Origin of the sequence: Gluconacetobacter aggeris (genome assembly GCF_014174395.1) — a bacterium.
Lineage (GTDB): Bacteria > Pseudomonadota > Alphaproteobacteria > Acetobacterales > Acetobacteraceae > Gluconacetobacter > Gluconacetobacter aggeris.
In genome coordinates this window covers 214,084-239,828 of sequence record NZ_JABEQD010000004.1, presented here as the reverse complement: position 1 = coordinate 239,828, position 25,745 = coordinate 214,084, and the positions used below count along the sequence as shown (strand labels likewise).

The 25,745-nt window shown below is 65.1% G+C and carries 19 protein-coding genes, 2 pseudogenes and 1 riboswitch; of the genes and pseudogenes, 13 read left to right on the top strand and 8 right to left on the bottom strand.

From position 1 onward, the window contains the following. Positions 1-8: 8 nt before the first annotated feature. The 3 genes and pseudogenes from HLH36_RS08415 to HLH36_RS08405 form a co-directional block, all read right to left on the bottom strand. A complete protein-coding gene (locus HLH36_RS08415; protein ID WP_246376581.1) occupies positions 9-1,688 on the bottom strand; it encodes a capsular polysaccharide export protein, LipB/KpsS family in 1,680 nt (559 codons plus the stop codon). 248 nt (positions 1,689-1,936) lie between these two features. Then, a pseudogene (locus HLH36_RS08410) lies at positions 1,937-2,943 on the bottom strand (NAD-dependent epimerase/dehydratase family protein). Positions 2,944-3,064: 121 nt separating this feature from the next. Further along, a complete protein-coding gene (locus tag HLH36_RS08405) occupies positions 3,065-4,240 on the bottom strand; it encodes a glycosyltransferase family 4 protein (RefSeq protein WP_246376580.1) in 1,176 nt (391 codons plus the stop codon). 142 nt (positions 4,241-4,382) lie between these two features. On the opposite strand from HLH36_RS08405, the gene HLH36_RS08400 reads away from it, so the two are divergent. From HLH36_RS08400 to HLH36_RS08360, 9 genes are all read left to right on the top strand, one after another. Further along, positions 4,383-5,876, top strand: coding sequence for an LTA synthase family protein (locus HLH36_RS08400; protein WP_182985938.1), 1,494 nt, complete (start codon positions 4,383-4,385; stop codon positions 5,874-5,876). A gap of 279 nt (positions 5,877-6,155) precedes the next feature. Further along, positions 6,156-7,226: a dTDP-glucose 4,6-dehydratase gene (gene rfbB, locus HLH36_RS08395; RefSeq protein WP_182985937.1), complete on the top strand. Its 1,071-nt coding sequence runs from the start codon at positions 6,156-6,158 to the stop codon at positions 7,224-7,226. Continuing rightward, positions 7,223-8,140, top strand: coding sequence for a glucose-1-phosphate thymidylyltransferase RfbA (gene rfbA, locus HLH36_RS08390; protein WP_408871863.1), 918 nt, complete (start codon positions 7,223-7,225; stop codon positions 8,138-8,140). Before rfbB ends, rfbA begins: the two co-directional genes overlap by 4 nt. Next, a complete protein-coding gene (gene rfbC / locus HLH36_RS08385; protein ID WP_182979729.1) occupies positions 8,137-8,688 on the top strand; it encodes a dTDP-4-dehydrorhamnose 3,5-epimerase in 552 nt (183 codons plus the stop codon). The genes rfbA and rfbC overlap by 4 nt, the downstream gene beginning before the upstream one ends. Continuing rightward, positions 8,688-9,599, top strand: a complete 912-nt coding sequence (gene rfbD, locus HLH36_RS08380; protein ID WP_182985936.1) for a dTDP-4-dehydrorhamnose reductase — start codon at positions 8,688-8,690, stop codon at positions 9,597-9,599. Before rfbC ends, rfbD begins: the two co-directional genes overlap by 1 nt. A 188-nt stretch (positions 9,600-9,787) precedes the next feature. After that, on the top strand, positions 9,788-12,073 hold the full coding sequence (locus HLH36_RS08375; protein WP_246376579.1) for a TonB-dependent receptor: 2,286 nt from the start codon (positions 9,788-9,790) through the stop codon (positions 12,071-12,073). A gap of 70 nt (positions 12,074-12,143) precedes the next feature. Next, a riboswitch (Fluoride riboswitch) is annotated at positions 12,144-12,224 on the top strand. 147 nt (positions 12,225-12,371) lie between these two features. Beyond that, positions 12,372-13,220, top strand: a complete 849-nt coding sequence (locus HLH36_RS08370; protein ID WP_182985935.1) for a universal stress protein — start codon at positions 12,372-12,374, stop codon at positions 13,218-13,220. Then, positions 13,217-13,642 (top strand): fluoride efflux transporter CrcB, encoded by a 426-nt coding sequence (crcB, locus tag HLH36_RS08365; protein ID WP_182985934.1) that lies wholly within the window; start codon positions 13,217-13,219, stop codon positions 13,640-13,642. Before HLH36_RS08370 ends, crcB begins: the two co-directional genes overlap by 4 nt. Before the next feature lie 234 nt (positions 13,643-13,876). After that, entirely contained in the window at positions 13,877-15,337 is a 1,461-nt protein-coding gene (locus HLH36_RS08360) for a phosphomannomutase (RefSeq protein ID WP_182985933.1), read from the top strand. A gap of 375 nt (positions 15,338-15,712) precedes the next feature. On the opposite strand, the pseudogene HLH36_RS08355 reads toward HLH36_RS08360, so the two are convergent. Continuing rightward, positions 15,713-15,919, bottom strand: a pseudogene (locus tag HLH36_RS08355) (catalase); the annotation flags it as partial. Positions 15,920-16,323: 404 nt separating this feature from the next. On the opposite strand from HLH36_RS08355, the gene HLH36_RS08350 reads away from it, so the two are divergent. Continuing rightward, complete coding sequence (locus tag HLH36_RS08350) at positions 16,324-16,629, top strand: plasmid stabilization protein (RefSeq protein WP_182985932.1); 306 nt, start codon at positions 16,324-16,326, stop codon at positions 16,627-16,629. 27 nt (positions 16,630-16,656) lie between these two features. Here HLH36_RS08350 and HLH36_RS08345 read toward each other — a convergent pair whose 3' ends face one another. Next, complete coding sequence (locus HLH36_RS08345) at positions 16,657-16,965, bottom strand: DUF3175 domain-containing protein (protein WP_182985931.1); 309 nt, start codon at positions 16,963-16,965, stop codon at positions 16,657-16,659. A gap of 91 nt (positions 16,966-17,056) precedes the next feature. Here HLH36_RS08345 and ku (HLH36_RS08340) point away from each other — a divergent pair, with 91 nt between their 5' ends. Beyond that, positions 17,057-17,857 carry a non-homologous end joining protein Ku gene (gene ku, locus HLH36_RS08340; RefSeq protein ID WP_182985930.1) on the top strand — a complete coding sequence of 267 codons (801 nt, stop codon included), beginning with the start codon at positions 17,057-17,059 and terminating at the stop codon, positions 17,855-17,857. A 6-nt stretch (positions 17,858-17,863) separates the two neighbouring features. Here ku (HLH36_RS08340) and ligD read toward each other — a convergent pair whose 3' ends face one another. After that, a complete protein-coding gene (gene ligD / locus HLH36_RS08335; RefSeq protein ID WP_182985929.1) occupies positions 17,864-20,377 on the bottom strand; it encodes a DNA ligase D in 2,514 nt (837 codons plus the stop codon). A 4-nt stretch (positions 20,378-20,381) separates the two neighbouring features. Continuing rightward, positions 20,382-21,221, bottom strand: a complete 840-nt coding sequence (gene ku / locus HLH36_RS08330) for a non-homologous end joining protein Ku (RefSeq protein WP_182985928.1) — start codon at positions 21,219-21,221, stop codon at positions 20,382-20,384. A 384-nt stretch (positions 21,222-21,605) separates the two neighbouring features. Between ku (HLH36_RS08330) and HLH36_RS08325 the strand changes: the two genes are divergently transcribed. Then, positions 21,606-23,723 carry a penicillin acylase family protein gene (locus tag HLH36_RS08325; RefSeq protein WP_220792756.1) on the top strand — a complete coding sequence of 706 codons (2,118 nt, stop codon included), beginning with the start codon at positions 21,606-21,608 and terminating at the stop codon, positions 23,721-23,723. Between the two features lie 80 nt (positions 23,724-23,803). On the opposite strand, the gene HLH36_RS08320 is transcribed toward HLH36_RS08325, so the two are convergent. Beyond that, positions 23,804-24,706: a LysR family transcriptional regulator gene (locus tag HLH36_RS08320; RefSeq protein ID WP_182985927.1), complete on the bottom strand. Its 903-nt coding sequence runs from the start codon at positions 24,704-24,706 to the stop codon at positions 23,804-23,806. An 89-nt stretch (positions 24,707-24,795) separates the two neighbouring features. Here HLH36_RS08320 and HLH36_RS08315 point away from each other — a divergent pair, with 89 nt between their 5' ends. Beyond that, positions 24,796-25,743, top strand: a complete 948-nt coding sequence (locus tag HLH36_RS08315; RefSeq protein WP_182985926.1) for an NAD(P)H-binding protein — start codon at positions 24,796-24,798, stop codon at positions 25,741-25,743. Positions 25,744-25,745 lie beyond the last annotated feature (2 nt).

The following is a 25,745-nucleotide window of genomic DNA, read 5'->3' as shown; positions in this document are numbered from 1 at the left end:
GCCGTCGATCATGAGGTCCAAGCTGCCCGGATGCGCGCCCATGCCTTGCGCAGGGCCGTCTGCGCGGCCAATGCGCGCATCCATGGGGTGGGGCGCCAGAGATCTGGGGTCTGCAATCGGTCGATCAGGACTTCCGGCCCGCACGGCAGGCGCGTGACCGGATCGAGATAGCGCGGGAACAGGATCAGCACTCCGGCAACGAGTTCTTCCAGGGACAGGTGCCGTGTCCGGCGTGCAGGCACGTCCCCCAGATCAACCGTCAGTCCCCAACCAGCATAGAACGGCGCGCCATACGTAACAACCCGCCGTCCGCGCATAAGCGCCTCGAACCCGGCGAGGGACGTCAGGGTATGTACCTCGTCGACCCGGCTGATCGTATCGAGGATCGCACCGCCCCGATCGATTCGATCAGCCAGTTGCATGACAATGGAATCATCCATGTGGCCCAATCTGTGGGTTGCCTCGACATCCGGATGGGGCCTGTAGACGACAAACGCGTCAGGATTATGTCGCCGGACGGTCTGCAGCAGTTCCAGGTTTCCACCGATCCGGCCGCCTCCGCACCGTACCGACTGATCGTCCGCCACCTGTCCGGGCACCAGAATGGTCCGCCGCCCCCCGGTGTCCCACGATTCGCGCAGGGCCACCGCGCGACCCGCGCCATATTTGGAAATGCCCCGCCGGACCAGGGATTCGACCAGCTTTCCGGCCCGGGCACGCAGCGCAGGGTCGAAGGTGGCGGTCTGCAGGATATGTTCCAGGTCGCTTTCCCGCGCCGGATCATAATAGATCCCGCGCGTATCGATGGTGATCGACGATGGCGGCATCAATGCGCTGCCCAGCCCTATGGAGCGGACGAAGCCGTCCTCCACGCGCCAGACGGGTGTTCCGCTCCTGCGGGCGGCCTCAGCCAGGCCCGGCGGCTGGCGTGTCGCCCAGACCGCGAGAGCCCCGTGCAGCCCGGCACGAAAATCCTCGATGAAGGGTGGCGCGCCGGGCGCCGTTGCCAGGAAATCGGCGATCCGCCGCCGTTTCCATCGCGACATGGCCAGGCAGGCGCCGATCTGGCGATTGGCCATGATCGTGCGGCGCCAGCCGGCCAGCAGCGCGATCGCCTCGGCACAGGATATCGGAGAGGATGTGAAGGGGCACACATACGCCGTGCGATCCAGAAGATCCGCCAGCACGTCAGTGCGCAGGAAGGGCTCCTCGCGCCCTCCCTCCGGCCCGAGCAGGACAACAGGCAGGCCGCGCAGGGCCGCCAGCCGGGCGATATCGCCCACGGCATCGGCATAGACGCGCACCGCGCCGTCCAGCAGCGCATGGGGGTCGCTCTCCCAGGGCACATGCGCAATGCCCAGCCGGCGTGCCAGGCCGGCTGCCGGCTGCCTCGCCCCCCGCCGGACCAGCATGACGTCCCGCGCGGCATGCACCGCCAGCACCTGTTTCAGCATGGTCGCCAGGCGGCTTCGTTCGGGCCCTTTCCCGGAGAGAACGACCAGGACCGGGCGGCGCTGCCCCGGATCGGGCGCCCAGAAACGTCCGCCGACCCGCTCGCGCACGATCCGGCCGGCCAGTTCCTCCCGCTCCGACTCCGCTACGGGGAAGGCTGGCGTCGCATGCCGACATGCACGGGCGAGGATGGGCACCGACCGATGGAAAGGCGGTGTCCGCAGCAATCCGGTCATGGACGGGGCCAACCGATCGACCGGACAATGGACCCGATCGTGGCCTCCCGGACCTTTCCTGCCAGCATTTTACCCCTCCCCGGTCGAAAACGCGTAGGACAGCTTCTTAGCACGCATGTTCCTGCACGAAAAAAACTCCGGTCCTGGTACAGGATGCGCCATCACGAAAAAGACGGAACAGGATCAGTCGCTTCCCGTTGAACGGAAAATGTCATCAACAGCCACGACGCCGATGATCGCCAGCGCGTTCATGGGCTGGAGGCCGTTGCGTAATGGCGCCTGTACCAGCCGACGGACGCATCGATGCCGACCTGAAGCGGCGTCGAGGGGCAAAAGCCGGTCAGGGCCTTGAGGGCGGAACAGTCAGCCCAGGTGCGCGGTACGTCGCCCTTCCGTATCGGCAGATAATGGCGCACGCATGACCGGCCGGTCGCTTTTTCGATCGCCTCGATAAATGCCGTCAGGCTGACGGGCTGACTGTTCCCGATATTGACCACGCGATAGGGCGCCGCGGGGCTGCTCCCCGGATCGTTCTCTGCCGCTTTTTCGGGCGCAGCCCGGGAGAGCCGGAAGATTGCCTCCACCACATCGTCGATATAGGTGAAATCGCGCTCCATATTGCCGTTATTGTAAACCGCGACCGGCTTGCCGGCATATATGCTGGCAATGAACCGGAAAAGCGCCATGTCCGGCCGCCCCCACGGACCATAGGCCGTGAAGAAACGCAGGACCGTCGTCGGAATTTTCCAGACGCAGGCATAGGAATGCGCAAGGTCCTCGGCCGCTTTCTTCGTCGCCGCATACAGGCTCAGCGGATGATCGCAACGATGCGCTTCGGAAAAGGGCAGAACCGTGTTCGCCCCATAGACCGAGGACGAGGATGCCATCATGAAATGCCTGGGCGGGTTCCGACGCATCGCCTCCAGCAGCGTGTACGTTCCGACGATATTGGAATCGACGTAGTGCCGGGAGCATCCAGGCTGTGGGAAACACCCGCCTGACCCGCAAGATGCATGACCATATCCGGTGTCCGCCGCGCGAACACGTCATGCAGTGCCTGAGCATCCTCCAGCATGAATTCATGGGACGAAAAATTTTCGAACCGATGCAGGAGGGCGTGGCGCCTGCGTTTCAATGAGACGTCATAATAGTCCGTGATGCCATCGAGACCGATGACGGTGTATCCTTCCTCCAGCAACCGCCTGGCAATATGAAACCCGATGAATCCAGCGGTGCCGGTCACGAGAACACGCATCGGGAACCTCCCAGAAGGACCCAGGACAAGCCATTCCAGGCCTGGCCGGACGGTCCCGGACCAACATATCGGGAGGTCTATACACCACCTCCCACGGATGGGCAGGTCGCCACGGCGCGGGTCACATCAGCGAACAATAGAACCGACGCAACCGGTCGACATAAGCGTCGGGCGAAAACCGGGCCGCATGCGCCGCTCCCCTGCCGATCAGGGCCAGACGGGCCGGATCAGTCTCACCCCAGCCATCCAATCGCCTGATTCCCTCCGCGATATCGGACACGTCCAGCGGATCGACCAGGATGGCGGCATCTTCCGTGGCGACTTCCCCCGTCGCGCCCCCCCGCGCGGTGAGAACCGGCGTGCCCAGCGCCATCGCCTCGATGATCGGCAGGCCGAACCCTTCGGCCAGCGAGGGAAACAGCAGGGCGTGCGCGTCCTGCATCGTCCGGATCAGGGTGGCGCGATCGCTCCAGGGCAGGCGTATGACCGGCACATCCCCCACCAAGGACTCGTAATCCGGCCTGTCATCCCCGTCGGGGCCGATCAGGACCAGCGGCCGGCGCGTTCCGCTGCGTGCATGGGCGGCGACGAGGCGACAGATGTTCTTCCGCTGCTCGACCCGGCCGACATGCACGAAATAGCCGGGCGGCGCCGGCGGCCGGGCAGCGCGCGCCAGCCGCAATTCCTCGTCCGAGAACGCGACGGCCTGGGAGAGGTTGTGGATGCGTGACGGCGAAATGCCGCACTGGGCGGCAATATCCTGTCGCGCGGTCTCCGAAACCGTCACGATCGCATCGGCGCTCTCGGCCAGGGCCTGCATCAGGCGCCGATAGCGCTCGGGATCGATGCCGGTCAGGTCCGGGTGGGTCAGCGGAACGGCGTCGTGGACCGTGACCACGTTCCGCGCGCCTTCCAGCCGGATGGGCAGGGGATAGGTCCAGTGCATGATGTCCGGCGGCGCCGATGTGCCGACCCGCGCCAGCCTGCCCTGATGGGTGAATTTGACATGGGCGATCCGGAAGATGTCGGGGCAGACCGCATAGGGCATGGGCCCTTCCCCCCGCAGGGCCGCAGGATAGCGCGGGCGCATGCTCTGCAATCTGCGCCATATCTGCCGGCCCGGGGCATGCGGGTTGGCCGGGGCCGTGCCCGGGGCGTAATCGGTCAGATATGTCGGTGGCATGCCGGCATCCGCCAGGCATTCCGCGATCACCTCGGTATAGCGGGCCACCCCCGTGCCGCCGGCCCGATTCGTGTTGCGGGCATCCAGCCAGATCTTCGGCATGGGTACGGGCATGGCAAAAACTCCCTCTTCTCTGTATGGACATGCCCCATCGATCACCTGCCGACGAGAACCGGAATTTTGCCGAGCACGATCCCGACTGCCAAGACGCGACACCCAGCCGTGGCGCACGACGCACAGAAAACAGGGGGATAGGATGCCGGGCTGGACCATTGCCGCCGTATCGGGCCTCGCGATCGTGGCGCTTGTCATCCTGAGGATAACAGGCGGCAGACCCTTCAGGCCGCTCAGGAACGATCTGCCCGATGTGGCGGTCGCCCTCATATTGTGGCTGTCGCTTGCGCTGCTGACCGGTCGTCCGGCCTCGTCGGCCCTGCTGTGGGTGGTGCTGGCCGCAGGCCTGCTGCTGGCCGACCATACCAAGCGGGAAGTCCTGCGCGAGCCGATCGTGTTTGCCGATGCCAGCGAGCTTCTGCTGGTCTTTACCCACCCGCGCTTCTACCTGCCCTATGTCCATCCGGCCGTCTTCTACGGTATCGGCGGCCTGCTGGTGGGGGCGACGGCATGGCTGTTTTCCGTCGAGCCGCCCTCCATGCCGGGCGGCCCGGTCCTGTCGCGGCTCATCGGGGCGTTGTTGCTGATCGTGCCGATCGCCGCCTATTTCTGGCGGCCGTCGCTGAACGTCATGGCCGGCGTGATCCGCCGGCTGCGGCCGACCGGCGACCCGGTCGAGGATGCGAAGACGCTGGGCATGCTGGGCAGCTTCGCCGCCCATACGCTCTGCTCGCGCCAGGAACGGCCGGCACGCCAGGCTGCCTGCAGCTTCGGTATCGTGACGGTGCCGGCCGACAAGCCCCCGGTCGTGCTGGTCCAGGCCGAATCATTCTTCGATATCGGCCGGCTGGACCCGAGCCTGCCGTCGCCGCTGACGGAATACCAGGCCTGCCGCGCCCAGGCGTGGCGCCATGGCCGCCTCGATGTCGATTCGTGGGGGGCCAATACCACCCGCAGCGAATTCGCCGCCATCAGCGGGGCGGCACCGTCCGACCTGGGGCTGGACCGTTTCAATCCCTATTATTCCTTCGCGCGCCGGCCGCTCGACACGCTGGCCGCCCGCATGCGCCGGGCCGGCTACCTGACCGTGTGCGTGCATCCCTATGACCGCCGGTTCTATGGCCGGCACAAGGTCATGCCCAATCTCGGCTTCGACCACTTCATCGGCGGCGAGGCATTCGACTCCCGGCGCGGCCAACTGGTCCCCGACGAAGTGCTGGGTGCCTGGATCAACGATTTCATCGCCCGCGAGACACGGCCGGTCTTCGTATTCGCCATCACGGTCGCCAACCACGGCCCGTGGGCCGCCCAGGCGGAAACCGACAGCCCGTTCGCCCCCATGCTGGGCGGCTACCTGGACAGTCTGATGGGCACGGATCGCATGATCGGCCAGCTCGCCGCCTCCCGGTGGCTGAACGAAGATGGCGGCATCTTCGCACTCTATGGCGACCATCAACCCAGCCTGCCGGTTCTGCTCAACGATGGCGCGCATATCGGCGCCTCGACCGACTATTTCATTCTGGACCGCACGCGCCCCGCCGGCCCACGCGACGACATTCGCGTCGACCAGTTGGGCCGCGCACTCGCCGGATGCCTGAAGGAGCATATCCCGCTGCCGGACAGGCTGCGCGGATAGGTGCACCCTGTAATTATCCGCCCTGGAACAAGCTGTTTTCGCTAGACTTTTTCCGATTTCGCAACTCGGCTCCGCCGGAACCGTTGCAGGCATGGGGGAAGAAGAGACCCACCATCCCTGAGCCCGACGATGCGATGCACTCGGCTTCACACAGATGTTAAATAAACAATAATGATTGGATAATAAGATATAGAATAACGGGACATCCCATAAGATTTATTTCCTTGCGCCGTGTTTTTTTGATTGTAGCATGACCATACCAACAGACGAGGCAAGAGTGTGCGCATACTCGTAACAGGTGGATGCGGTTTCATCGGTTCGGCGGTCGTGCGGCATGTGATCGGGTCGACTGGCCATTCGGTGGTGAATGTCGATGCCATGACCTACGCCGCCACGCAGGATTCGACAGCGGATGTCGCGGCGGACCCGCGCTACCTGCATATACGGGCCGACATCACCGATGGAGCGGCGATGCGGACGATCTTCGCGTCCCATCAGCCGGACGCGGTGATGCATCTGGCGGCCGAAAGCCATGTCGACCGCTCGATCGACGGCCCCGGCGTGTTCATGACGACCAACGTGCTGGGCACCTTCACCCTGCTGGAAGCCGCGCGGGAATACTGGTCGGGGCTGGACCCACGCCGCCAGGCGGCGTTCCGGTTCCATCATATTTCGACCGACGAGGTCTTCGGCACATTGCAGCCGGGCGATCCGCCCTTTACCGAAACCACACCCTACGACCCGCGCAGCCCCTATTCGGCGTCCAAGGCGGCGTCGGACCATCTGGTGCGGGCCTGGCAGCACACTTATGGCCTGCCGGCCTTCGTCACCAATACCACCAACAATTACGGGTTCTGGCATTTCCCCGAGAAGCTGATCCCGCTGGTGACGATCAACGCCATCGCCGGGCGCCCCCTGCCCGTTTATGGCGATGGCGGCAACATGCGCGACTGGCTGTTTGTCGACGACCATGCCGAGGCGCTGGTGCTGGCGGTGGAGCGCGGCCGGCCGGGTGAGACCTATGCCATCGGCGCCCGCCAGCCGCGCACCAACATTCAGGTGGTCCAGACCATCTGCACGATCCTGGACGAACTGCGCCCCGACCCGGCGGGGCCGCATGCGCGGCTGATCCGCTACGTCACCGACCGGCCGGGGCACGATTTCCGCTACGAGATCGACCCCTCGCACGCCGAAGCCGCGCTGGGCTGGCGCGCCCGCCACGATTTCGAAACCGGCCTGCGCCGCACCGTGCGATGGTATCTGGAGCATCGGGACTGGTGGACGGCGCTCCAGGCCCGGCATGACAGCACGAAACGTCTGGGGATTGCCCCGGCAGAGGGCACCCGATGAGCATGATTGTAGGAAAGCCGTTTGCGGAGGCAGCGATGAAGGGCATCCTGCTGGCCGGCGGATCGGGCACGCGGCTGCACCCCATGACGCTGGCGACCAGCAAGCAGTTGCTGCCGGTCTATGACAAGCCGATGATCTACTACCCGCTGTCGACCCTGATGCTGGCCGGCATCCGCGACATCATGATCATCTCCACGCCCGACGACCTGCCGCAGTTCCAGCGCCTGCTGGGCGACGGGACGCAATATGGCGTGCGCTTCAGCTACCGCGTCCAGCCCAGCCCCGACGGCATCGCCCAAGCCTTCCTGATCGCCGAGGACTGGCTGGCCGGCGCCCCCTGCGCCCTGGCGCTGGGCGACAACCTGATCTTCGCCGACCATCTCAGCGTATTGCTGCAGGGGGCGGCCAGGCGCGACAGCGGGGCGACGGTGTTCGCCTACCAGGTGCGCGACCCCGAACGCTACGGCGTGGTGACCTTCGATGCCGAAGGCCGCGCCAGCACCCTGGTCGAGAAGCCCGCCCATCCGGTCTCGCATTGGGCGGTCACCGGCCTGTATTTCTACGATGCCCGCGTCAGCACCTTCGCCCGGCAGATCCGCCCGTCGCCCAGGGGCGAGCTGGAAATCACCGACCTGAACCGGATCTATCTCGAGGAAGGCTCACTCCAGGTCGAAAAACTGGGAAGGGGCTGCGCGTGGCTCGATGCCGGCGTCCCCGACGCCCTGCTCCAGGCCGGCATGTTCGTGCAGACCATCCAGTCCCGGCAGGGCATGCTGGTCGGGTCGCCCGCCGAAGTCGCCTTCCGCATGGGCTTCATCGACGCCGAGCAGTTGCGCGAGATCGCCAGGACAGTCCACAAGACCGAGCTGGGCCGCCTGTTGCGCAACATGGCGGACGGGGAGGCCGGACGATGAAAATCGAAGCCCTGGCCATTCCCGATATCCTGCTGCTGACGCCACGTCGTTTTGCCGACGCACGCGGGTTCTTTTGCGAAACCTACAATGTCCGCACGATGGCCGAGGCCGGAATCACCCAGCCCTTCGTGCAGGACAATCACAGCCTGTCCCGCCAGCGTGGCGTGATCCGGGGCCTGCATTGCCAGCTTGCCCCGCACCCCCAGGGCAAGCTGGTACGCTGCACCCACGGCGCGATCTGGGATGTGGCGGTCGACGCACGGCAGGCCTCGCCCACCTTCGGCAGTTGGGTGGCGGCCGAACTGAGTGCGGAGAATGGATCGCAATTGTGGATCCCCCCCGGCTTCCTGCACGGATTCTGCACCCTGACCGACGATGCCGAAGTGCAGTATAAATGCACCGACCTGTGGGATCGCGACAGCGAGCGGTCGGTACGGTGGGATTCGCCGGAACTGGCCATCGCCTGGCCGGTGGCACCGGGTGCTGCGATCCTGTCCGACAAGGACGCCGAAGCGCCGGACTTCTCCACGGTGCGGGACTGGTTCTGATGACCGGCGCCCCGATCCCGGTCGCCCCGGTTCTCGTCATCGGCCGGTCCGGACAGCTTGCGACCGCCCTGGCGCGCTCCGGCCGTCCCGGTCTGCGCTGCGTGGGCCGGCCGGATCTCGATTTCGACCGGCCGGAGACGCTGGCGGCCGCGTTCGCCGCATTCTCCCCCGCCCTGGTCGTGAATGCCGCCGCCTGGACGGCAGTGGACGCGGCGGAGAGCGACCCCGAAGGGGCCGCACGTGCCAACCGGGACGGTCCGGCCATGCTGGCCCAATTATGCGCCGAACGCGGCATTCCGCTGATCCATGTCTCGACCGATTACGTGTTCGATGGCAGCAAGGGCGCGCCCTATGTCGAAACCGATCCGATCTCGCCCCGCACGGTCTACGGACGCAGCAAGGCCGAAGGTGAGCGCGCGATCCTGGCCGCCCACGACCGCGCGATCATCCTGCGCACTTCCTGGGTCTATTCGCCCTATGGCCGGAACTTCGTGCGCACCATGCTGAATGCGGGAGCGAAGAATCCGATCCTGCGGGTGGTGGGCGACCAGCATGGCAACCCGACCAGCGCCGATGACCTTGCGGACGCCATTCTGGCGATCACCGACACGATCGGCCGGGAGGGCTGGCGCGATGAATATGCCGGCCTGTTCCATTCCGCCGGCAGCGGGGATACGACCTGGCATGGCCTGGCGGTCGCCTCGTTGCAGGAAGCGGCAAGCGCCGGCCACCCGATGCCGGAGGTCCAGGCCATCGCGACCGCCGACTGGCCGACGCCCGCCGCCCGGCCGCAGGATTCCCGCCTGGACTGCACCCGCCTGCACGACGTGTTTGGCATCCGTCTGCCCTTCTGGCGCGACAGTGTCGCGCGCAGCGTCGCCAGGACGATCGGCACGTCATCGACCGGCTGAGATCGCCGTCGGGCCCGCCGCGCCCACATTGTCAGACCGGTTTCCGTTGCAAATATACAACATATTGCTCGGCTGTTCGCTCTTTTCCCACCCATGAATTGCAACATTATAACATACCACTTATAGGCTGAGAGGAGTTTCATACGAACAGGATCGCCTTGATGACCCCGTCTCGACCTGCGCTTCGCATGGCCGTTTTGCTTGCAGGAACCGCGTTGGCCCTGCCGCAGGCAGCCCGTGCGGGGGCCCCGGATCAGTCCCCACCTTCCGCTCCGTCCGGCCAGACATCGGACACGACCGCCCCAAAGGGGACATCGTCCCGGTCCTCCTTCACCGCCACGCCCGCGACCGACCGTATCCTGCCCGACGGCAGCGTGGAGGCGACCGCCGCCAACGAGGAACATATCCTGGTCAACGCGCATCTCGACGTGACGCGCGCGGCACTCCAATCATCCACGGGCGCCACCACCTATCGTTTCACGCGGCGCGATATCGAAACCATTCCCGGCGGCGACAACGCGCCGCTGAATTCCGTCCTGTTGCAGGCCCCCGGCGTCGCGCAGGACAGTTATGGGCAGATCCATGTTCGCGGCGACCATAATGAAGTGCAGTTCCGCCTGGACGGCGTGGAGCTGCCCGAAGGCATGAGCGTCTTCGGCCAGACGCTGATGACGCGCTTTGCCCATTCCATGTCGCTGACGACGGGTGCGCTGCCCAGCGAATACGGCTTCCTGCAGGCCGGCGTGATCGATATCACCACCAAGACCGGCAGCGCCGATCCGGGCGGGGACGTGTCGATCTATGGTGGCGCACGCGATTACTTCTTTCCGTCCCTGCAATATGGCGGCCATGCCGGACGATGGGATTATTTCGCGACCGCCGATTTCGTGCATGATCGCGTGGGCGTCGAAAATCCGACGCCGGATTTCAATGCCCTGCACGATCTGACGAACCAGTACCATTTCCTCGGCCATCTGCGCTATACGGCCGATGACGACACGCGCATCAGCCTGACGGCCGGCGTATCGAACGCCGAATATCAGCTTCCGAACAATCCTGGACAGCAGAGGCAGTTTGCCAACCCGTCCTTCCTCGACAGCGCGCTGTCGCAGAATCTGTACGGCAGCGTCGACAGCGCCAGCCTGAACGAACGCCAGAAGCAGATCACCGATTTCGGAATCCTGTCTCTACAAAAGGATATCGGCAGTATCAGCCTGCAAAGTTCGGCCGTGGTCCGCTACAGCTCACTGGGCTATTCCCCCGATCCGCTGGGGGACCTGGTCTATAACGGCATCGCCCAGCGCGCCCAGCGCTCGGTCTTCTCGTCCGGTTCGCAGACCGACGTGACGTGGCATGCCGATGCGCAGCACACGGTCCGTTTCGGCTACCAGATCTATGTCGAACGCACGATCTCCAAGACGGATTCCACCGTCTACCCGCAGACCGGCATCGATGATGACGGCAGCGCGATCTTTGGCGACCAGCCTGTCTCCATCCATGACGGCAATGGCCGCACCGGATGGCTCTACGGCCTGTATGCCCAGGATGAATGGCGCCCCGTGCGCAACCTGACCATCAATTACGGGCTGCGTTTCGACGGGGTGGATGAATATACCCATTCCAAGCAGGTCAGCCCGCGCATCAACATCGTCTATCAGCCCTGGCATGGCGGCACGTTCCATGCCGGTTACTCGCGCTATTTCACCCCTCCCCCGTTCGAACTCCTGAGCGGCGCGCAGCTTGGAAAATTCGCCAACACGTCGGCTGCACCGGCCAATTTCCAGAATACGACCGTCAAGGCGGAGCGCGACCATTATTTCGATGCCGGCTTCGCCCAGGAGATCCTGCCCGGCTGGCATGCCTCGTTCGACGCCTATGTGAAGCTGGCGAAGAACCTGATCGACGAAGGCCAGTTCGGGTCGCCCATCATCCTGTCCGCCTTCAATTACCGGCGCGGGCAGGTCCATGGCTACGAATTCGCCACCGATTACGAACATGGGCCCTTTACCGTCTACGGCAATTTTGCCTGGTCGCGCGCGATCGGCAAGGACATCGACACCGCCCAATGGAATTTCGACCCGGCCGACCTGGCCTATATCCAGCATCGCTGGGTCCATCTGGACCATGACCAGCGCTGGACGGCGTCGGCCGGCGGCAGCTACACGGCCTTCTACCGAACCGGCCACCCGCTGCGCCTGTCGGCGACGATGGTCTATGGCAGCGGCCTGCGCCAGGACAGCGACATTCCCAACGGGGGCGTGATCCCGCAATATGCGACGTTCAACCTGTCCGCCGTCCAGTCGTTCCGGGATCTGTTCCATATCCCGTTCCTGAAGCGCACCCAGTTGCGCCTGGACGTGATCAACCTGTTCGACAAACGCTACGAACTGCGCAGCGGCTCGGGCATCGGCGTCGGTGCGCCGCAATACGGGCTGCGCCGCACCATCCTGACCGGCATCGAACAGCGTTTCTGACCCGCGCGGGCTGGCGGACGCGTGCGCCGCCAGCCCGCGCGCTTGACACAAAGCCGTCCCCGATGCCTCTCTTGGGGACGGCAATGGATTCTGCCTGACCCTTCGGGGGTCGAACCGCCTCGCCGCCGAGGCTGATGATTCCTACCCGGCCCGACAGGGCGTGAAGGGAGGAATCCGTCCATATGCTCTCGATGCTCTCATTCCACGATGGTCCCGTGACCTCGCCTCTGGCTCGCGCCCATGGCCGGCATGGGTTACATATCGTCCCGGTCCGAAATCTCTGACGGAAGGGGCCGCGATGCGCATACTTGCCATTCTGGACCGGCCGGAGACCGCCCTGTCCACGCTTCAGGCCGCAGGGGAACTGGCCAGGCGGCTGGATGGGCACGACATCCGCCTGCTTCATCCCAAGCCGGCGATCGACCCGGCTTTCCAGGCGCCGGACGAAGGCATCCCCACCCCCGACCAGCGCAGGGCCTTCGCCGCCGAGGTCGCCAGCCGCGCGAAGCGGCTGCACGACATTGCCCGCCAGTGGATCGGGGCGGCCGGCCACCCGAGCGCCGCCAAGGTGGAATGGGTCGAAATGGCCGGCGATATCCGCGAGATCGTGGCCCGGGAGGCCCGACTGGCCGATCTGGCCGTCATCAGCCGCCCATGTGCGGATGACCGGCAGACGATCGGCCAGGCCTTTTCCGGCGCCCTGTACGATGCGGGTGCCACGGTCCTGATCGCCCCCTTGCAGGCCTGCGATACCGTCGGCCGGCGCCCGGTCGTCGCATGGCATCCCTCACCCGCCCTCGACCGGGCCCTGGACGCGGCCCAGCCGCTTCTGGACGCGGCCGAACATGTCACCTTCCTGATCGGCACGGCACATGACACGGCCGAAGCGCCGCCGCACCGGGCCCGGATGCTGGCCGATCGCGGCGTGCCGGTCACGATCGACCGTTTCGCGGCCCCTCGTGACAGGATCGGCGCGGAGATCCGCACCCATGCGCTGGCCGCGCGGGGCGACCTGCTGATCATGGGCGCCTATACGCATTCGCGCTTCCTGGAATTCCTGTTCGGCGGCCCGACGCGCGATCTGCTCGCCCACGCCACGCTGCCCATCCTGACCTGTCATCACGGTATCGAAGACCCTATCGCATGAATTCCAACATCATGACGACTCTCGGCATCGCCCTGGCTGGTGCCTGCGGCACCCTGATGCGCTACTGGGTCGGTCTGGCGACCGCGCGCATCAGCCAGAGCCTTCCCTGGGGAACGATCCTGATCAACCTGTCCGGATCGTTCGCCATTGCGTTCTTCGGCGCGCTGACGGTCGGCAATGCCCGCTTCCAGGTGCCCGATACCGCCCGGCTGATGTTCATGGTGGGCATCTGCGGCGGATACACGACCTTTTCATCCTTCACGCTCCAGACGCTGGACCTGCTGCGCGGCGGGGCGCCCGGGCGGGCGCTGCTCAATATCGTGCTGTCCGTCACGCTGGGCATGGCCAGCGTGACGGCCGGCTATGTCGCCGCCCAGGCCCTCAATCCTCCCCGCCCCACAGCCGGGTCAGGAGAACCCTGAAGACTTCCCCCCCCGGCTGCGCGAGGGACGGGAAGACGCCGGGTCATCGGGGTTGGACGATCTTCGATGCTGATGGTACAGGGGCCACGGAACTGTTTTGGAACGCTTAACCACCCTGACGACGCATGGAAACGTAGACCGTGCCGCGCGTTTGCCGGAGATGGTTTTCCCTCAAGATGAGATGATGGATCATCGTCTCTTGCGAAAGAGTGTCTCATGAAGATAGCCGAGTGGATGACTCAGTCCGGTGTTGCCTTCGGCACCAGTGGCGCCCGGGGCCTTGTCACCGCGATGACCGATGCGGTCTGCTTCGCCTATACGGTCGGCTATCTTCGGCATCTGTCAACGCTCGGCGAGTTTGCACCCGGCACGCCGGTCGCGGTCGCGGGCGATCTGCGCCCCAGCACGCCCCGCATCCTGCGCGCCTGCGTGGCCGCCATCCGGCATATGGAGGGCGAGCCGGTCTTCTGCGGGTATGTTCCCACCCCCGCACTGTGCCTGCATGCATTCGCGCAGGGATATCCGTCCCTGATGGTCACGGGCAGCCATATCCCCGCCGACCGCAACGGCATCAAGTTCAACCGCGCGCGCGGCGAGTTCCTGAAATCAGACGAAGCCGCCATGCGCACGCTGGACGTGGACCTGCCCGAAGGCTGGTTCGATGCTGACGGCGCCCTGGTCGCACCGGTCGAACTGCCCGAGCTGACCGATGTCGTGCCCGGCTATGTCGCGCGCTATCGTGCATTCTTCGGCGCGGATGCGCTGTCCGGCCTGAGATTGGGTGTCTATCAGCATTCCGCGGTCGGCCGCGATGTGCTGGTACGGGTAGTCGAGGCCCTGGGCGGCACGGCGGTGCCCCTGGGCCGTGCGGAGAGCTTTATCCCCGTCGATACCGAGGCCGTGCGCCCCGAGGATGCCGCCCTGGCCCGCGACTGGGCGGCGGACGGCACGCTCGATGCCATCCTGACGACCGACGGCGATTCCGACCGTCCCCTGCTGGCCGACGCCCAGGGCAACTGGCTGCGCGGCGATGTGCTGGGTATCCTGGCCGCGCGCTTTCTCGGCGCCGCTGCCGTCACCACGCCCGTCAGCAGCAATACGGCACTGGAGAAGAGCGGCTTCGCGCGGGATGTCCGGCGCACCCGCATCGGCTCGCCGTTCGTCGTCGCCGCCATGACCGACGCCGCCGAGGCCGGCATCACGCCCTCCGTCGGTTATGAGGCCAATGGCGGCTTCCTGCTGGCGACGGATATCGGGAAGGACGGCCGGACGCTGCATGCGCTGCCGACGCGCGACGCCGTGCTGCCGATGCTGTGCGCCCTGGTCGCAGCCCGCCGGGAAAAGACCGGCCTTGCCGCCCTCGTCGCCACGCTGCCGCCGCGCTTCACGCTCAGCGACCGGCTGGAGAACATGCCGACCGCGCAAAGTCTGGCGGAAATCGGAAAGCTCGCCAGCCATCCCGCCGAAGGCGCGATGGCGCTGGGCTTTATCCGGACGCCCGAAGATCTGGCGCATGTCGACCAGACGGATGGATTGCGCATGACTTTCGCCAATGGCGAGATCATCCACCTGCGTCCGTCGGGCAACGCCCCGGAACTGCGCGTCTATGTCGAGGCCGATACGCAGGCCCGTGCGGCAGAACTGCTGAGAACCGGCATTGATGCCGTCAGCGTCTGGAAAGATCGCGGAGCCTGATCAGGACCGATGGGATAACAGCAACCCGTGATCTGTATTGTCCATGGAGAGAAGGCAGGGCCATCACGGCCCATTCCCCTGCCGGATCCCGGCGAGTGCCTTCATGGATGTGATGAAAAGCTCGGCAGCTTCGTCGCCTTGCAGACTTTCCCCCGTTGGTCCGAGATAATTGACGAGTGCACAGTCGCCGCCGGGGGACCAGTTCGTCGCGACCCCGCTGCGTGAGATCTCGAATTTCGTCCGGCGCGACGGCGGAAAGATCGAGACCGATGGCGCGATCGCAGCGCCACGACAGCAGCCGGGTCAACTCGCCGATCGAACATCCGGCCTCGATCGCGACAGAATAGTGGGGTCGCGGCAGGGCATGCCGGGTCGCCCGCGGGCGTGGACCACACGTTCGGGAATGCGTTCGTGGTCGAAGTGGAAGATCTTCTCGCGGAAATGGAAATCCTCCAGCAGCGCGGGGCCGCGGGCGCCATAGCGCAGCGTGTTCTGGTCGTCGGCGACCGGTGCGCCCTTTGCGGTCGTCAGGGTTACGACGTCTCCGCCCGCTACCTGATGCGTTTCGCCACCGGCACGTCTCCCGACTTCTTACCCTTGGTCATGAGCCCTCTCCTCGCCGCCGTTGCTGACGGGGTGTCAGGATCGCCGGTCCGGGAGATCGACCGCCCACGCCCGACATCGTCCTCCTGCTACGCACAGTGGGGAGAGAGGTTCCGAAATTATATCGGCTCAATATTTCGTCATTTAAATACTTTTATTGTATAATGAAATAGTTCATTTTTATTGTAAAATATTTTATATCGACCTTCCCCTTCTCCGATATTTCGATCATTACCAGATCGGATGGAGAATGGACGATCCATCATCCTGCGACGGCCGCAGAGAGAACTTTTCCCGCTCTCCAGCCTTGTCACCAGACGTCGTCTCGTCCCGACCGAAGGGCAGAAGGCGGCAGCGATCTGTTGCGAGCGGGAGCATGAACCATGCCGCGTGGCGATAAGTCCGCCTATACGGACAAGCAGAAGAGACAGGCCGAGCATATCGAGCAGAGCTATGAGCAGCGCGGCGTCGGCGAGGAGGAAGCCGAGCGCCGGGCATGGGCCACCGTCAACAAGGAAACCGGTGGCGGCAAGAAGAGTGGCTCGGGACGGGGGCGTGAGGTGACGCATGAGCCGTCTCGCAAGGGGGGCAGACTGGGGGGTGCGGCCTCCGCCCACCGGTCGGCCGAGGAACGCTCGGCGTCCGCGAAGAAGGCTGCCGAGACGCGCAGGAAGAACGCGCAGGAATAGGGCATGGAGAACTGAAGCGGTGCGGGTTCAGCCTTGGCGTCCGAATACCCGGCGGAGTTCCTGCTTGGCGCGGTCGAGAACCCGGCGCCTCTCGGGAGGAAGCGAGCGCCCTGCCCTGTTGATGTAGAAAACCAGCATCGACATCGCAGAACGAAAGGGCGTGGCCTTGCGGCGCGTGCTGGCCTCGGCGGACTGTTTCAGGGATTCCGCAATGCGGTGCGGGTCGTCGGATTTGAAGAGATCGGGCTCGAGGTCCAGCGCATCGCTGTGGTGGGTCACCTCTGCCGACCAGCGTGCCGTCTTCGCGGGATGGTCGGCAGTCTTCCGGACGGTCATGGAACGGCTCCTTTCCGCAGGCGGGCATGCCGTGGCCTCCGTTCCGATATGGGCAATCCCGTGGTGGAAACCAGTGAATGAGGACCGAGCCATGGCACCGAGACCCTTCTGGACCGGCCATCTGAAGCTTTCCCTCGTGACCTGCGCCGTATCCATGACCCCTGCCACCACCGAGACGGAGCGCATCCGCTTTCACATGATGAGCCGCAGGACCGGCCATCGTGTGGTCGTGCAATATGGTGACGCCGCGACCGGCAAGCCGGTCGATGACGAGGACCTCGTGAAAGGCTACCCGCGCGGGGGCGACCAGTATGTGCTGCTGGAGGATGAGGAACTGGATTCCGTTGCCCTCGAAAGCACGCATGTCATCGATATCGAACGCTTCGTCGATGCCGGGGAGATCGGCTGGATCTGGTACGATACGCCCCATTACCTCATGCCCGACGACAAGGTCGGCGAGGAAGCGTTTGCCGTCATTCGCGATGCCATGCGCCATACGGGCACGGTCGGCATCGCCCGACTGGTGCTGTATCGGCGGGAGCATGCCGTTCTGCTGGAGCCGCGCGGCAAGGGGATCGTGGTCTGGACGCTCCGCTATGGCGAGGAGGTTCGCGACCCGGGCGACTATGTGCCGGCGAACAAGATGCCGGAGCCGGACCGGCAGGATGTCACCCTGCTCGGGCAAGTGATTGGCGAGCGCATGCGGCCCTGGAACCCGGACATGATCCGCGACCCGGTACAGGCGCGCCTGCAAGGGATTATCGACGCCAAGAGGCGCGCCCGGCCGAAGAAGCCGATCAACCGGAGTGCTACGGCGCCGGCCGATCACGTCGTGAACATCATGGACGCGCTCAAGGCGAGCCTGAAATCAGCGAAAGGCCATAAAGCCTAGGGCCGGTTACGCGAGCGGGTGCCGCGCCGCGTGAAACCCCTCCCACGGGTCGGTACGCAGCGAGGAGAGCCGCGCCATCGCATTGCCCACCGTGAACTGCGCCGATCCGGTGATCTCCCCCAGCTCGTCCCAGGCCAGCGGCATCGAGACGGGGGCGCCGGCGCGCGCGCGCGTGGAGTAAGGCGCCACCGAGGTCGCGCCACGCTGGTTACGCAGATAATCGAGCAGGATTTTCCCGTGACGCTTCGACTTGGTGATGGTCGCGATAAACCGGTCCGGATGATCGGCGGCCATCGTCTGCGCCAGCGTTCGGGAGAAGGCCTTGGCCGCCTCCCAGTCCGCCTCGGGTTTCAGGGGGGCCACCACGTGCAGCCCCTTGCCGCCGGAGGTCTTGACGAAGGCCGTCAGGCCCGACGCCTCCAGGCGCTCGCGCACCTGCCGCGCCGCGGCGATGATTTGCGCCCATGCGACGCCCTCGCCGGGGTCGAGATCCATCACCAGTTCGTCGGGTCTTTCCCAGTCGCGGCAGGATGCGCCCCAGGGGTGGATTTCCAGCACCGCCGCTTGCACCAGCCCCATGAGGCCATCGAGATCGTGAATGCCGATCAGATGCTCCTCCTCCTCACTGGCTGGATCGTCCAGCGCCTGGATATGGGCATTCATGCCCTTCCAGGCGTTTTTCTGAAAGAAGCGTGGCCCCTCGACCCCTTCCGGGCACCGCAGCAGCGCCAGGGGCCGATCGACGATGAACGGCGCGATGCGCGGCCATATGGCGGCATAGTAATCGGCCAGCCCTTCCTTCGTGACGCCGGCATCCGGCCAGTATACCCGGTCCGGATGGGTCAGTGCGACGGTGCGTTTCTGCTCTGCTCCGGCTTTGCGGGGCGATATGTCCGGCACGGGCATTTCACGTACGATCTCCGCTGCTGGCTTGTCGTCACGGATACCACGAAAGGACGCATGCCGAAGCCGGCCATCCGCCGTCCAGGCACGGAATTCCACTTCCGCCACGCACTCGGGGCGCACATAGCGCACGCCACGCGCTTCCGCCGCGGAAAGCCGGTCGACAAAGGGGCTTCCGGTCGTCCTGGTGGCGTCCAGGGCGCGAAACAGATCCTCCGCCACAGGGGCCGAAAACCCGGTGCCGACGCGCCCGACATAGCGCAGTCCCTGCGCGTCATGCACGCCAAGCACCAGGGAGCCCACGCTCTTGTGGCCTGTGGTCGAAAGCACATAGCCGCCGATGACGAATTCCTGCCGCGCGGAGCATTTCGATTTGACCCAGATCCTGCCCCGACCGGAGCGATAGGGGGCGTCCGCCTGTTTGGACACGATACCTTCCAGGCCGAGGCGGCATGCATGGCGCATGACCAGCGCGCCATCATCGGCAAAATCCTCGCTGAACCGCAGGATGCCGGGCGTTTCCGGCATGAGGCGGCGCAGCGCGGTCTTGCGGTCGGTCAATGTCGCCGCACGAAGGTCCTGCCCGTCCAGGTAAAGCAGGTCGAAGGCATAGAAGACGAAACGGTCCGTCCGCCCTTCGCTGAGATCGGTCTGCAGCGCCGAAAAATCGCTGGCGCCCGAGCGGATTTCGACCACCAGTTCGCCGTCGATCAGGGCCGTCTGGACCGGCAGCGCCGCCAGCGCGTCGCAAACGGCGGAACCGAATTTCGCGGTCCAGTCCAGGCCGCTCCGTGTCAGGAGCTTGAGCACGCCCTGCTCGATCCGGGCCTCCAGCCGATAGCCGTCGAACTTGATTTCGTGAATCCAGCGCGGCCCCGAGGGTGGTCTGGCGACCAGGGTGGCCAAGGCGGGTTCGACGAACGCCGGCAGATCGCCGGGCTTTGCCCCCCTGATCTGCTGCGGGTCCTGAATGGTGGACGGCGCATCTTTCTGCGCTTTCGGTGCCGGTTCGGTTGCTTTTCGCGCTGTCTTCGTCCGCTCGGTTGGCGGCGCGCCGTTGGCGATCTCGGCGATCGTCCGGCCCGTTTTGACGGAATTGGGCTGCTCTTCGAGGATGTCCGGATCGGTGGGGCTCCGGGCCGCCTCGTCGTCGCCCTTGATCAGAAGCCAATTGTCGCGCTTGTCGCTTGGCCGGCCTTTCATCCGCACCAGATGCCAGCGCCCGGCGAGTTTCTCGCCGTGCAGTTCGAAGTCGAGATGGCCTTTGGACAACCCTTTTTCCGCGTCCTCGAGCGGCGTCCAGGTCCCGCGGTCCCACACCGCCACCGTCCCGCCGCCATATTGGCCCTTGGGGATCGTGCCCTCGAAATCCCCATAATCCAGCGGGTGGTCCTCGACATGGACCGCCAGGCGCTTTTCGCCCGGAATCAGGCTCGGCCCCCTGGTCACCGCCCAGCTTTTCAGGACGCCGCCCAGTTCAAGGCGAAAATCGTAATGCAGCCGCCGCGCGTCATGCTTCTGGACGACGAAACGGTGCCCCTCGGCCCGGCTGCCCTCCCCCGCCGGCTCCAGGGTCCGGGTGAAGTCGCGCTTCTGGCGGTAGGTCTCCAGTGCCATAGGGTCAGCCCGCCTTGCGGCCCGGCGCGGGCCTGGAGCGCGATCGGGTCTTTTTCCCGGCAGGGGGGTGTGCCGCGCCGGCACTCTCGCGCAGGGCGTCCATCAGGTTGATGATCTTGCCCTCGGCCGGGCGGGGCGGCGGCGCGGGCTTCCTTCCTTTCAGCTTGGCCTCGACCAGTGCGGCGAGGGCCGCCTCGTACCGGTCTTCGAATGCCGACGGGTCGAAATGGCCCTTCCTGGTGTCGATGATATGCGCCGCCAGATCCAGCATCTCCTGGGGCATATGGTGGTCTGGAATGTCCTTGAAGGCGTCCTGGGATGAGCGCACCTCGTCATCGAAGTTCAGGGTCGTCGCGATCAGGATGTCCCCATAGGCCCTGATGAGCAGCGTGCGCACACGCCGGAACAGAACCGTCTGGGCCAGTGCCGCGACCTTCTGCTGATCGAGGCCCGCCCGGATCAGCGCGAACGCCTCTTCCGCCGCAGGGTCGGCAGGGCTGAGGTAATAGGGCCGGTCCAGATAGACGTCGTCGATCTCTTCGCAGCGGACGAAGGCGGAGACTGCGAGCATCTTGTCGCTGTCGGGCACGGCGGCCGCGACTTCTTCGGGATCGAGCAGGACGATGTCGCCGTTCTTCGTCTCGTATCCCTTGACCTGATCGTCCCGATCCACGTCGTCACCGGTCTCGCTGTCGACATAATGCCGATGCACCCGGTTCCCCGTCTCGCGGTTGATCAGGTGCAGGGCAATCCGTTCGGACGTCGACACCGCCGCAAAGAGCGCAACCGGGCAGGTCAGCTTCCCGATCCTGAGCGCGCCCTTCCAGCTTGCCCGCGGAGCCATGGCCACATCCTCCTGTCCAGATGGACACCAGCCCAACGCACCAGGGCGGACAAGCGTTGCGGGCCGCCCGAGCGGATCGCCGCGCAGGCGTGCCGCTCCAGACGCGCCTCGGCGCCGGCCGATCGCCGATATGGACATCACCCTGAATCTCAATACATTTGTCAGTATCGGATCGGTGCCAACGCTTTCTTCAACCAGTATCTCGCGGCCAACGGGACCTTCAATGCCTTGCCGGGCCGGGACCAGTATACCGGGTTTTCTCCTTTCCACGCCACCGGAGGATATTGTTACGACGGCGTCGGGGTGAATTTCTGACAGCCATTCCGGGTTGCCGCCGACAGACACAAAAGACGACGCATGCAGATGATGTTCAGGAGCATATTTGTGCCTTCCCTCCATAAAAAGTGGAAATCCGCGCTCTATCTCGGTGCTGTCTGCTCGTCCCTGGCCATGGGCGGCCGGGGATTGGCCGCCCCCGCGACGGGAACGGGCCAGGGCGAGATTCTCTGGGACACGTTCGGGGTCCCGCATGTTTATGCCCGCACCCAGGCCGGGGCCTTCTACGGTTTCGGATGGGCGCAGGCCCATAGCCACGCCGACATCCTGTTGCGCCTTTACGGAACGGCCCGTGGGCGGGCGGCGGAATATTGGGGGCCGAAAGAGGAAGAGTCCGACCGCTGGCTGCTTGCCAATGGCGTCTATGACCGCGCGAAGACCTGGTACACGCAGCAGACACCCGATTTCCGCAAGGACATGGATGCGTTCGCGCGCGGAATCAACGATTACGCAGCCAGCCACCCGAACGAAATCGCCAGCGACGTCGAACCCGTCCTGCCGGTCAGCGGTGTGGATGTCATTGCCCACGCCCTTCGCCTGATGAATTACGTCTATATCGCCGCCGAAGAGAAGATGCTGCCCGACCCGCCGGCGCGCGCGGCGGGCGGATCGAACGCCTGGGCCATCGCCCCCTCACGTACCACCGACGGTCACGCGGTCCTGCTGGCCAACCCGCATCTGCCGTGGGCCACGGCCTTCTACACCTATTACGAAGCCCAGATCAGCGGCCCGGGATTCAGCATTTACGGCGCGACACAGGTGGGGCTGCCGATCCTGCGCTTCGCGTTTACCCGGGATGTCGCCTTCACCAACACCGTCAATACGATCCTGGGCGCCACCCGCTATACGCTGACGCCCGATGGCGACGGCTATCGTCTGGATGGCAGGAAGCACGCCTTTACGACGAAGACCCTGTCCTACAAAGTGAAGATGCCGGATGGAACGGTTGCGACGAAAAGCTTCGCGCAGCATTACGCCGTGCAGGGGCCGGTTTTCAAGCGGGCCGATGGCAGTTCCTTCGCCCTCTATGTGGCCGGCCTCGATCGCCCCGGCATGCTCCGGCAATATTGGGACATGGCGCTGGCGCATAATTTCGACCAGTTCCAGACCGCGCTCAAGACGCTGCAGATTCCGATGTTCAACATCGTCTATGCGGATCGCGACGGCCATATCATGTATCTGGACAATGGAATCCTGCCGAAGCATGAAAGCGGGGATTTCAATGACTGGAACGGCTACGTTCGCGGCGACACATCCGATAATATCCCCAAGGGCATCGTCGGCTACGAAGACCTTCCGAAAATCATCGATCCGTCGACCGGTTTCGTCCAGAATGCCAACGACCCGCCGTGGGTGGCAACCTATCCGCGCGTATTATACCCTCAGGCCTATCCGGCCTATGTCGCCGTGACGGGACCGATGACGTTCCGTGCCCAGATGTCGGCGACGATGCTGGCGGGCAACGACAAGATGTCGTTCGATGATATCGTGTCGAAAAAGCTCAATACGCACGCGCTTATGGCGCAGCGCGTATTGCCCGACCTTCTGGCGGCCGCCGCGCACGATAATCGCCGCGACGTCAGGGACGCCGTCCGGGTCCTGAGTGCCTGGGATGGCGCGGATGATGCCGACAGCAAAGGCGCCCTTCTGTTCGAGACCTGGGCACGCCTGTTCATGGGCCCGAAACTTTCCGACCTCCGGAACTTCGCAACGCCATGGTCGCTGGAGGACCCGATCCACACCCCGTCGGGCCTGAAGAACCCGGCGCAGGCCGTGGACCTGCTCGCACAGGCTGCCGTTGAGACGCGACGGCTTTATGGTGCGATCGATCGGCCCCTGGGGGAGGTCTCGCGCTTTCATCTGGACAATGTGAACCTGCCGGGCAACGGAGGGTTCGGGAACACCGGAATCTTCCGCACCATCACCTGGGGGCCGATGAAAGACGGTGAGCGGACACCGTTCCATGGCGAAACCTGGGTGTCTCTCGTCAGCTTCTCCACCCCGATGAGGGCAAAGGGATTGCTGAGCTACGGCAATTCCAGCCAGCCGGGCTCGCCACATCACACCGACCAGTTATCCTATCTCAGCAACAAGACCCTGCGCGACCTGTGGCTGACGCGCGCCGAGGTGGAGAAACACGTCGAATATATCGATCAACTCCGCTGACGCGCTGGCGATCATGGCCGCGACCGCGCAGACCGCCGTGCCCCCGGGGGCGCCATCCCTGCACGCCCTGATCGACCGGATCACGACACCACGCCATCTCGACAATAGCGGGCAAGAGCCCCGGCGAGATGCCGGAACGCCGCATCAACCCGGCGGCTGTGACGCAGATCCTCGTGCGCGACGATCCAGGTATCGAGTTCGGCAACGACCAGGTCCGGCATCACCCGAATGAGATCGCGCTCCCCGATCGGGATCTGCGTCACGCCGATCCCCAGGCCGGCGCGCATCGCCGCCAGTTGCGCGGGATGGCTGTCCGTCCGGAAGGTGAAGGGCAATGTCTGGCCCAACCTTTCTTCCAGCGTACGGGCAAAAGCCCGATCCGCCTGCGCGCGGTCGGACCCGATCAGGGCATGACGGGCCAGATCCGCCGTGCCGCGGGGCGTGCCGTGCCGCTCCAGATAGGCGGACGTCGCAAAGAAGCCCAGAGGAATCCGGCCGGCATGTCGCGCGATCAGCGCCTCCTGCCGGGGACGATGCATGCGGATGGCCAGGTCCGCCTCCTGGCTCGGAAGATCGGCCGTTTCGTTGCTCAGCACCAGTTCGATGGCGAGCGCCGGATAGCGTGCGCGAAGAGACATCAGCATCGGCGGCAGCACCTCGATGCCCATGAATTCCGCCACGCTGATCCGTACGGTTCCGGCCACCTCTCCGGCAACGCCGGCCGCCGCACGATGAAAGGCCGCCGAAGCGAAATCCATGCGGCGGACATAGCCTGCCAGGTCCCGCGCGTTTTCGGTGGGCGTCAGGCCGTTCACGCCGCGCACGAAGAGCGGCTGCCCCACGGCCTGTTCCAGCGCCTCGATCCGATGACGCACAGTCGGCTGTGTCAGCCCGAGCAATCGCGCCGCCGCCGACAGGCTGCCGGTGTCGAGAACGGCCAGGAAGGCACGCTGGTCTTCCCAATTCGGTGTCGCATTGCTCATCGTTTTCTGATGAGCGGAATGATTTTTTCTGTCAATTTCCACCAGGCTCGGAATCACTGATCCTTCCCGAAAACACGGGAGTCTCCAACATGACGAAGACAATGCTTGTTCTCGGTGCCACCGGCGGGGTGGGCGGCGCCGTGACGCGTGCGATGCTGAAACGGGGGTGGCAGGTGCGCGCACTGGTCCGCACGCCCGACCGGGCAGCGACGGGATGGAAGGACGCGCAGGCTCCGCACTGGATCAAGGGGGACGCCATGTCGCGCGACGACGTCACCCGGGCGGCGCGGGGCGTCTCCGTCATCTTTCACGGCGTCAATCCGCCCGGCTACCGGGACTGGGAGAATACGGTCCTGCCCATGATCGACAACACGATTGCCGCGGCACGGGCGGCAGGAGGCGCGCGCATCGTGCTGCCGGGCACGATCTACAACTACGACCCGGCTGAAATCTCGCTGGTCGATGGCGAGACCCCGCAGCGTCCCAAAGGCAAGAAGGGCGCGATCCGGGTGGAACTCGAAAGCCGCCTTACCCGTGCGGCGCCTGATGTTCCGAGCCTGATCGCGAGGGCCGGCGATTTCTTCGGGCCGGATGTCGGGCAGAGCTGGTTCGCCCAGGCCATGGCAAAGCCGCCCCTGAGGCGGATCATCAATCCCGGCTCACCCGGCATCGGTCACGCCTGGGCCTATGTTCCGGACCTGGCCGAGGCCATCGTACGTCTGCTGGAATTACCGGCCGGCCGCCTGCAGCCGGCTGAATGTGTCCAGTTCGCCGGATTCTGGGATGCGGACGGTTCAGACATGGCCGCCGCGATCCGGCGGGCTGCCCACGCGCCACGTCTGCCCGTCCGTCGCTTTCCCTGGTGGCTGATGCGCGCGCTCTCGCCGTTCGGCGGATTCCCGCGCGAGGTCATGGAAGTCCGCCCGTTCTGGAACCATGCCGTGCGGCTGGACAATTCCCGTCTTGTCACACTTCTGGGAACGGAGCCGCACACGGATCTCGATCAGGCCGTTGCCACGACGCTGGCCGCATCATGACG

What these genes read in the sequence shown, in the direction of transcription:
- ku (WP_182985928.1), bottom strand. Translation starts at nt 21,221, where the DNA reads ATGGCTCCGCGGGCAAGCTGGAAGGGCGCGCTCAGGATCGGGAAGCTG.
- rfbC (WP_182979729.1), top strand. Translation starts at nt 8,137, where the DNA reads ATGAAAATCGAAGCCCTGGCCATTCCCGATATCCTGCTGCTGACGCCA.
- HLH36_RS08400 (WP_182985938.1), top strand. Translation starts at nt 4,383, where the DNA reads ATGCCGGGCTGGACCATTGCCGCCGTATCGGGCCTCGCGATCGTGGCG.
- rfbD (WP_182985936.1), top strand. Translation starts at nt 8,688, where the DNA reads ATGACCGGCGCCCCGATCCCGGTCGCCCCGGTTCTCGTCATCGGCCGG.
- crcB (WP_182985934.1), top strand. Translation starts at nt 13,217, where the DNA reads ATGAATTCCAACATCATGACGACTCTCGGCATCGCCCTGGCTGGTGCC.
- HLH36_RS08350 (WP_182985932.1), top strand. Translation starts at nt 16,324, where the DNA reads ATGCCGCGTGGCGATAAGTCCGCCTATACGGACAAGCAGAAGAGACAG.
- HLH36_RS08315 (WP_182985926.1), top strand. Translation starts at nt 24,796, where the DNA reads ATGACGAAGACAATGCTTGTTCTCGGTGCCACCGGCGGGGTGGGCGGC.
- HLH36_RS08415 (WP_246376581.1), bottom strand. Translation starts at nt 1,688, where the DNA reads ATGACCGGATTGCTGCGGACACCGCCTTTCCATCGGTCGGTGCCCATC.
- HLH36_RS08405 (WP_246376580.1), bottom strand. Translation starts at nt 4,240, where the DNA reads ATGCCCGTACCCATGCCGAAGATCTGGCTGGATGCCCGCAACACGAAT.
- ku (WP_182985930.1), top strand. Translation starts at nt 17,057, where the DNA reads ATGGCACCGAGACCCTTCTGGACCGGCCATCTGAAGCTTTCCCTCGTG.
- HLH36_RS08345 (WP_182985931.1), bottom strand. Translation starts at nt 16,965, where the DNA reads ATGACCGTCCGGAAGACTGCCGACCATCCCGCGAAGACGGCACGCTGG.
- HLH36_RS08375 (WP_246376579.1), top strand. Translation starts at nt 9,788, where the DNA reads ATGGCCGTTTTGCTTGCAGGAACCGCGTTGGCCCTGCCGCAGGCAGCC.
- HLH36_RS08370 (WP_182985935.1), top strand. Translation starts at nt 12,372, where the DNA reads ATGCGCATACTTGCCATTCTGGACCGGCCGGAGACCGCCCTGTCCACG.
- ligD (WP_182985929.1), bottom strand. Translation starts at nt 20,377, where the DNA reads ATGGCACTGGAGACCTACCGCCAGAAGCGCGACTTCACCCGGACCCTG.
- rfbA (WP_408871863.1), top strand. Translation starts at nt 7,223, where the DNA reads ATGAGCATGATTGTAGGAAAGCCGTTTGCGGAGGCAGCGATGAAGGGC.
- HLH36_RS08320 (WP_182985927.1), bottom strand. Translation starts at nt 24,706, where the DNA reads ATGAGCAATGCGACACCGAATTGGGAAGACCAGCGTGCCTTCCTGGCC.
- HLH36_RS08360 (WP_182985933.1), top strand. Translation starts at nt 13,877, where the DNA reads ATGACTCAGTCCGGTGTTGCCTTCGGCACCAGTGGCGCCCGGGGCCTT.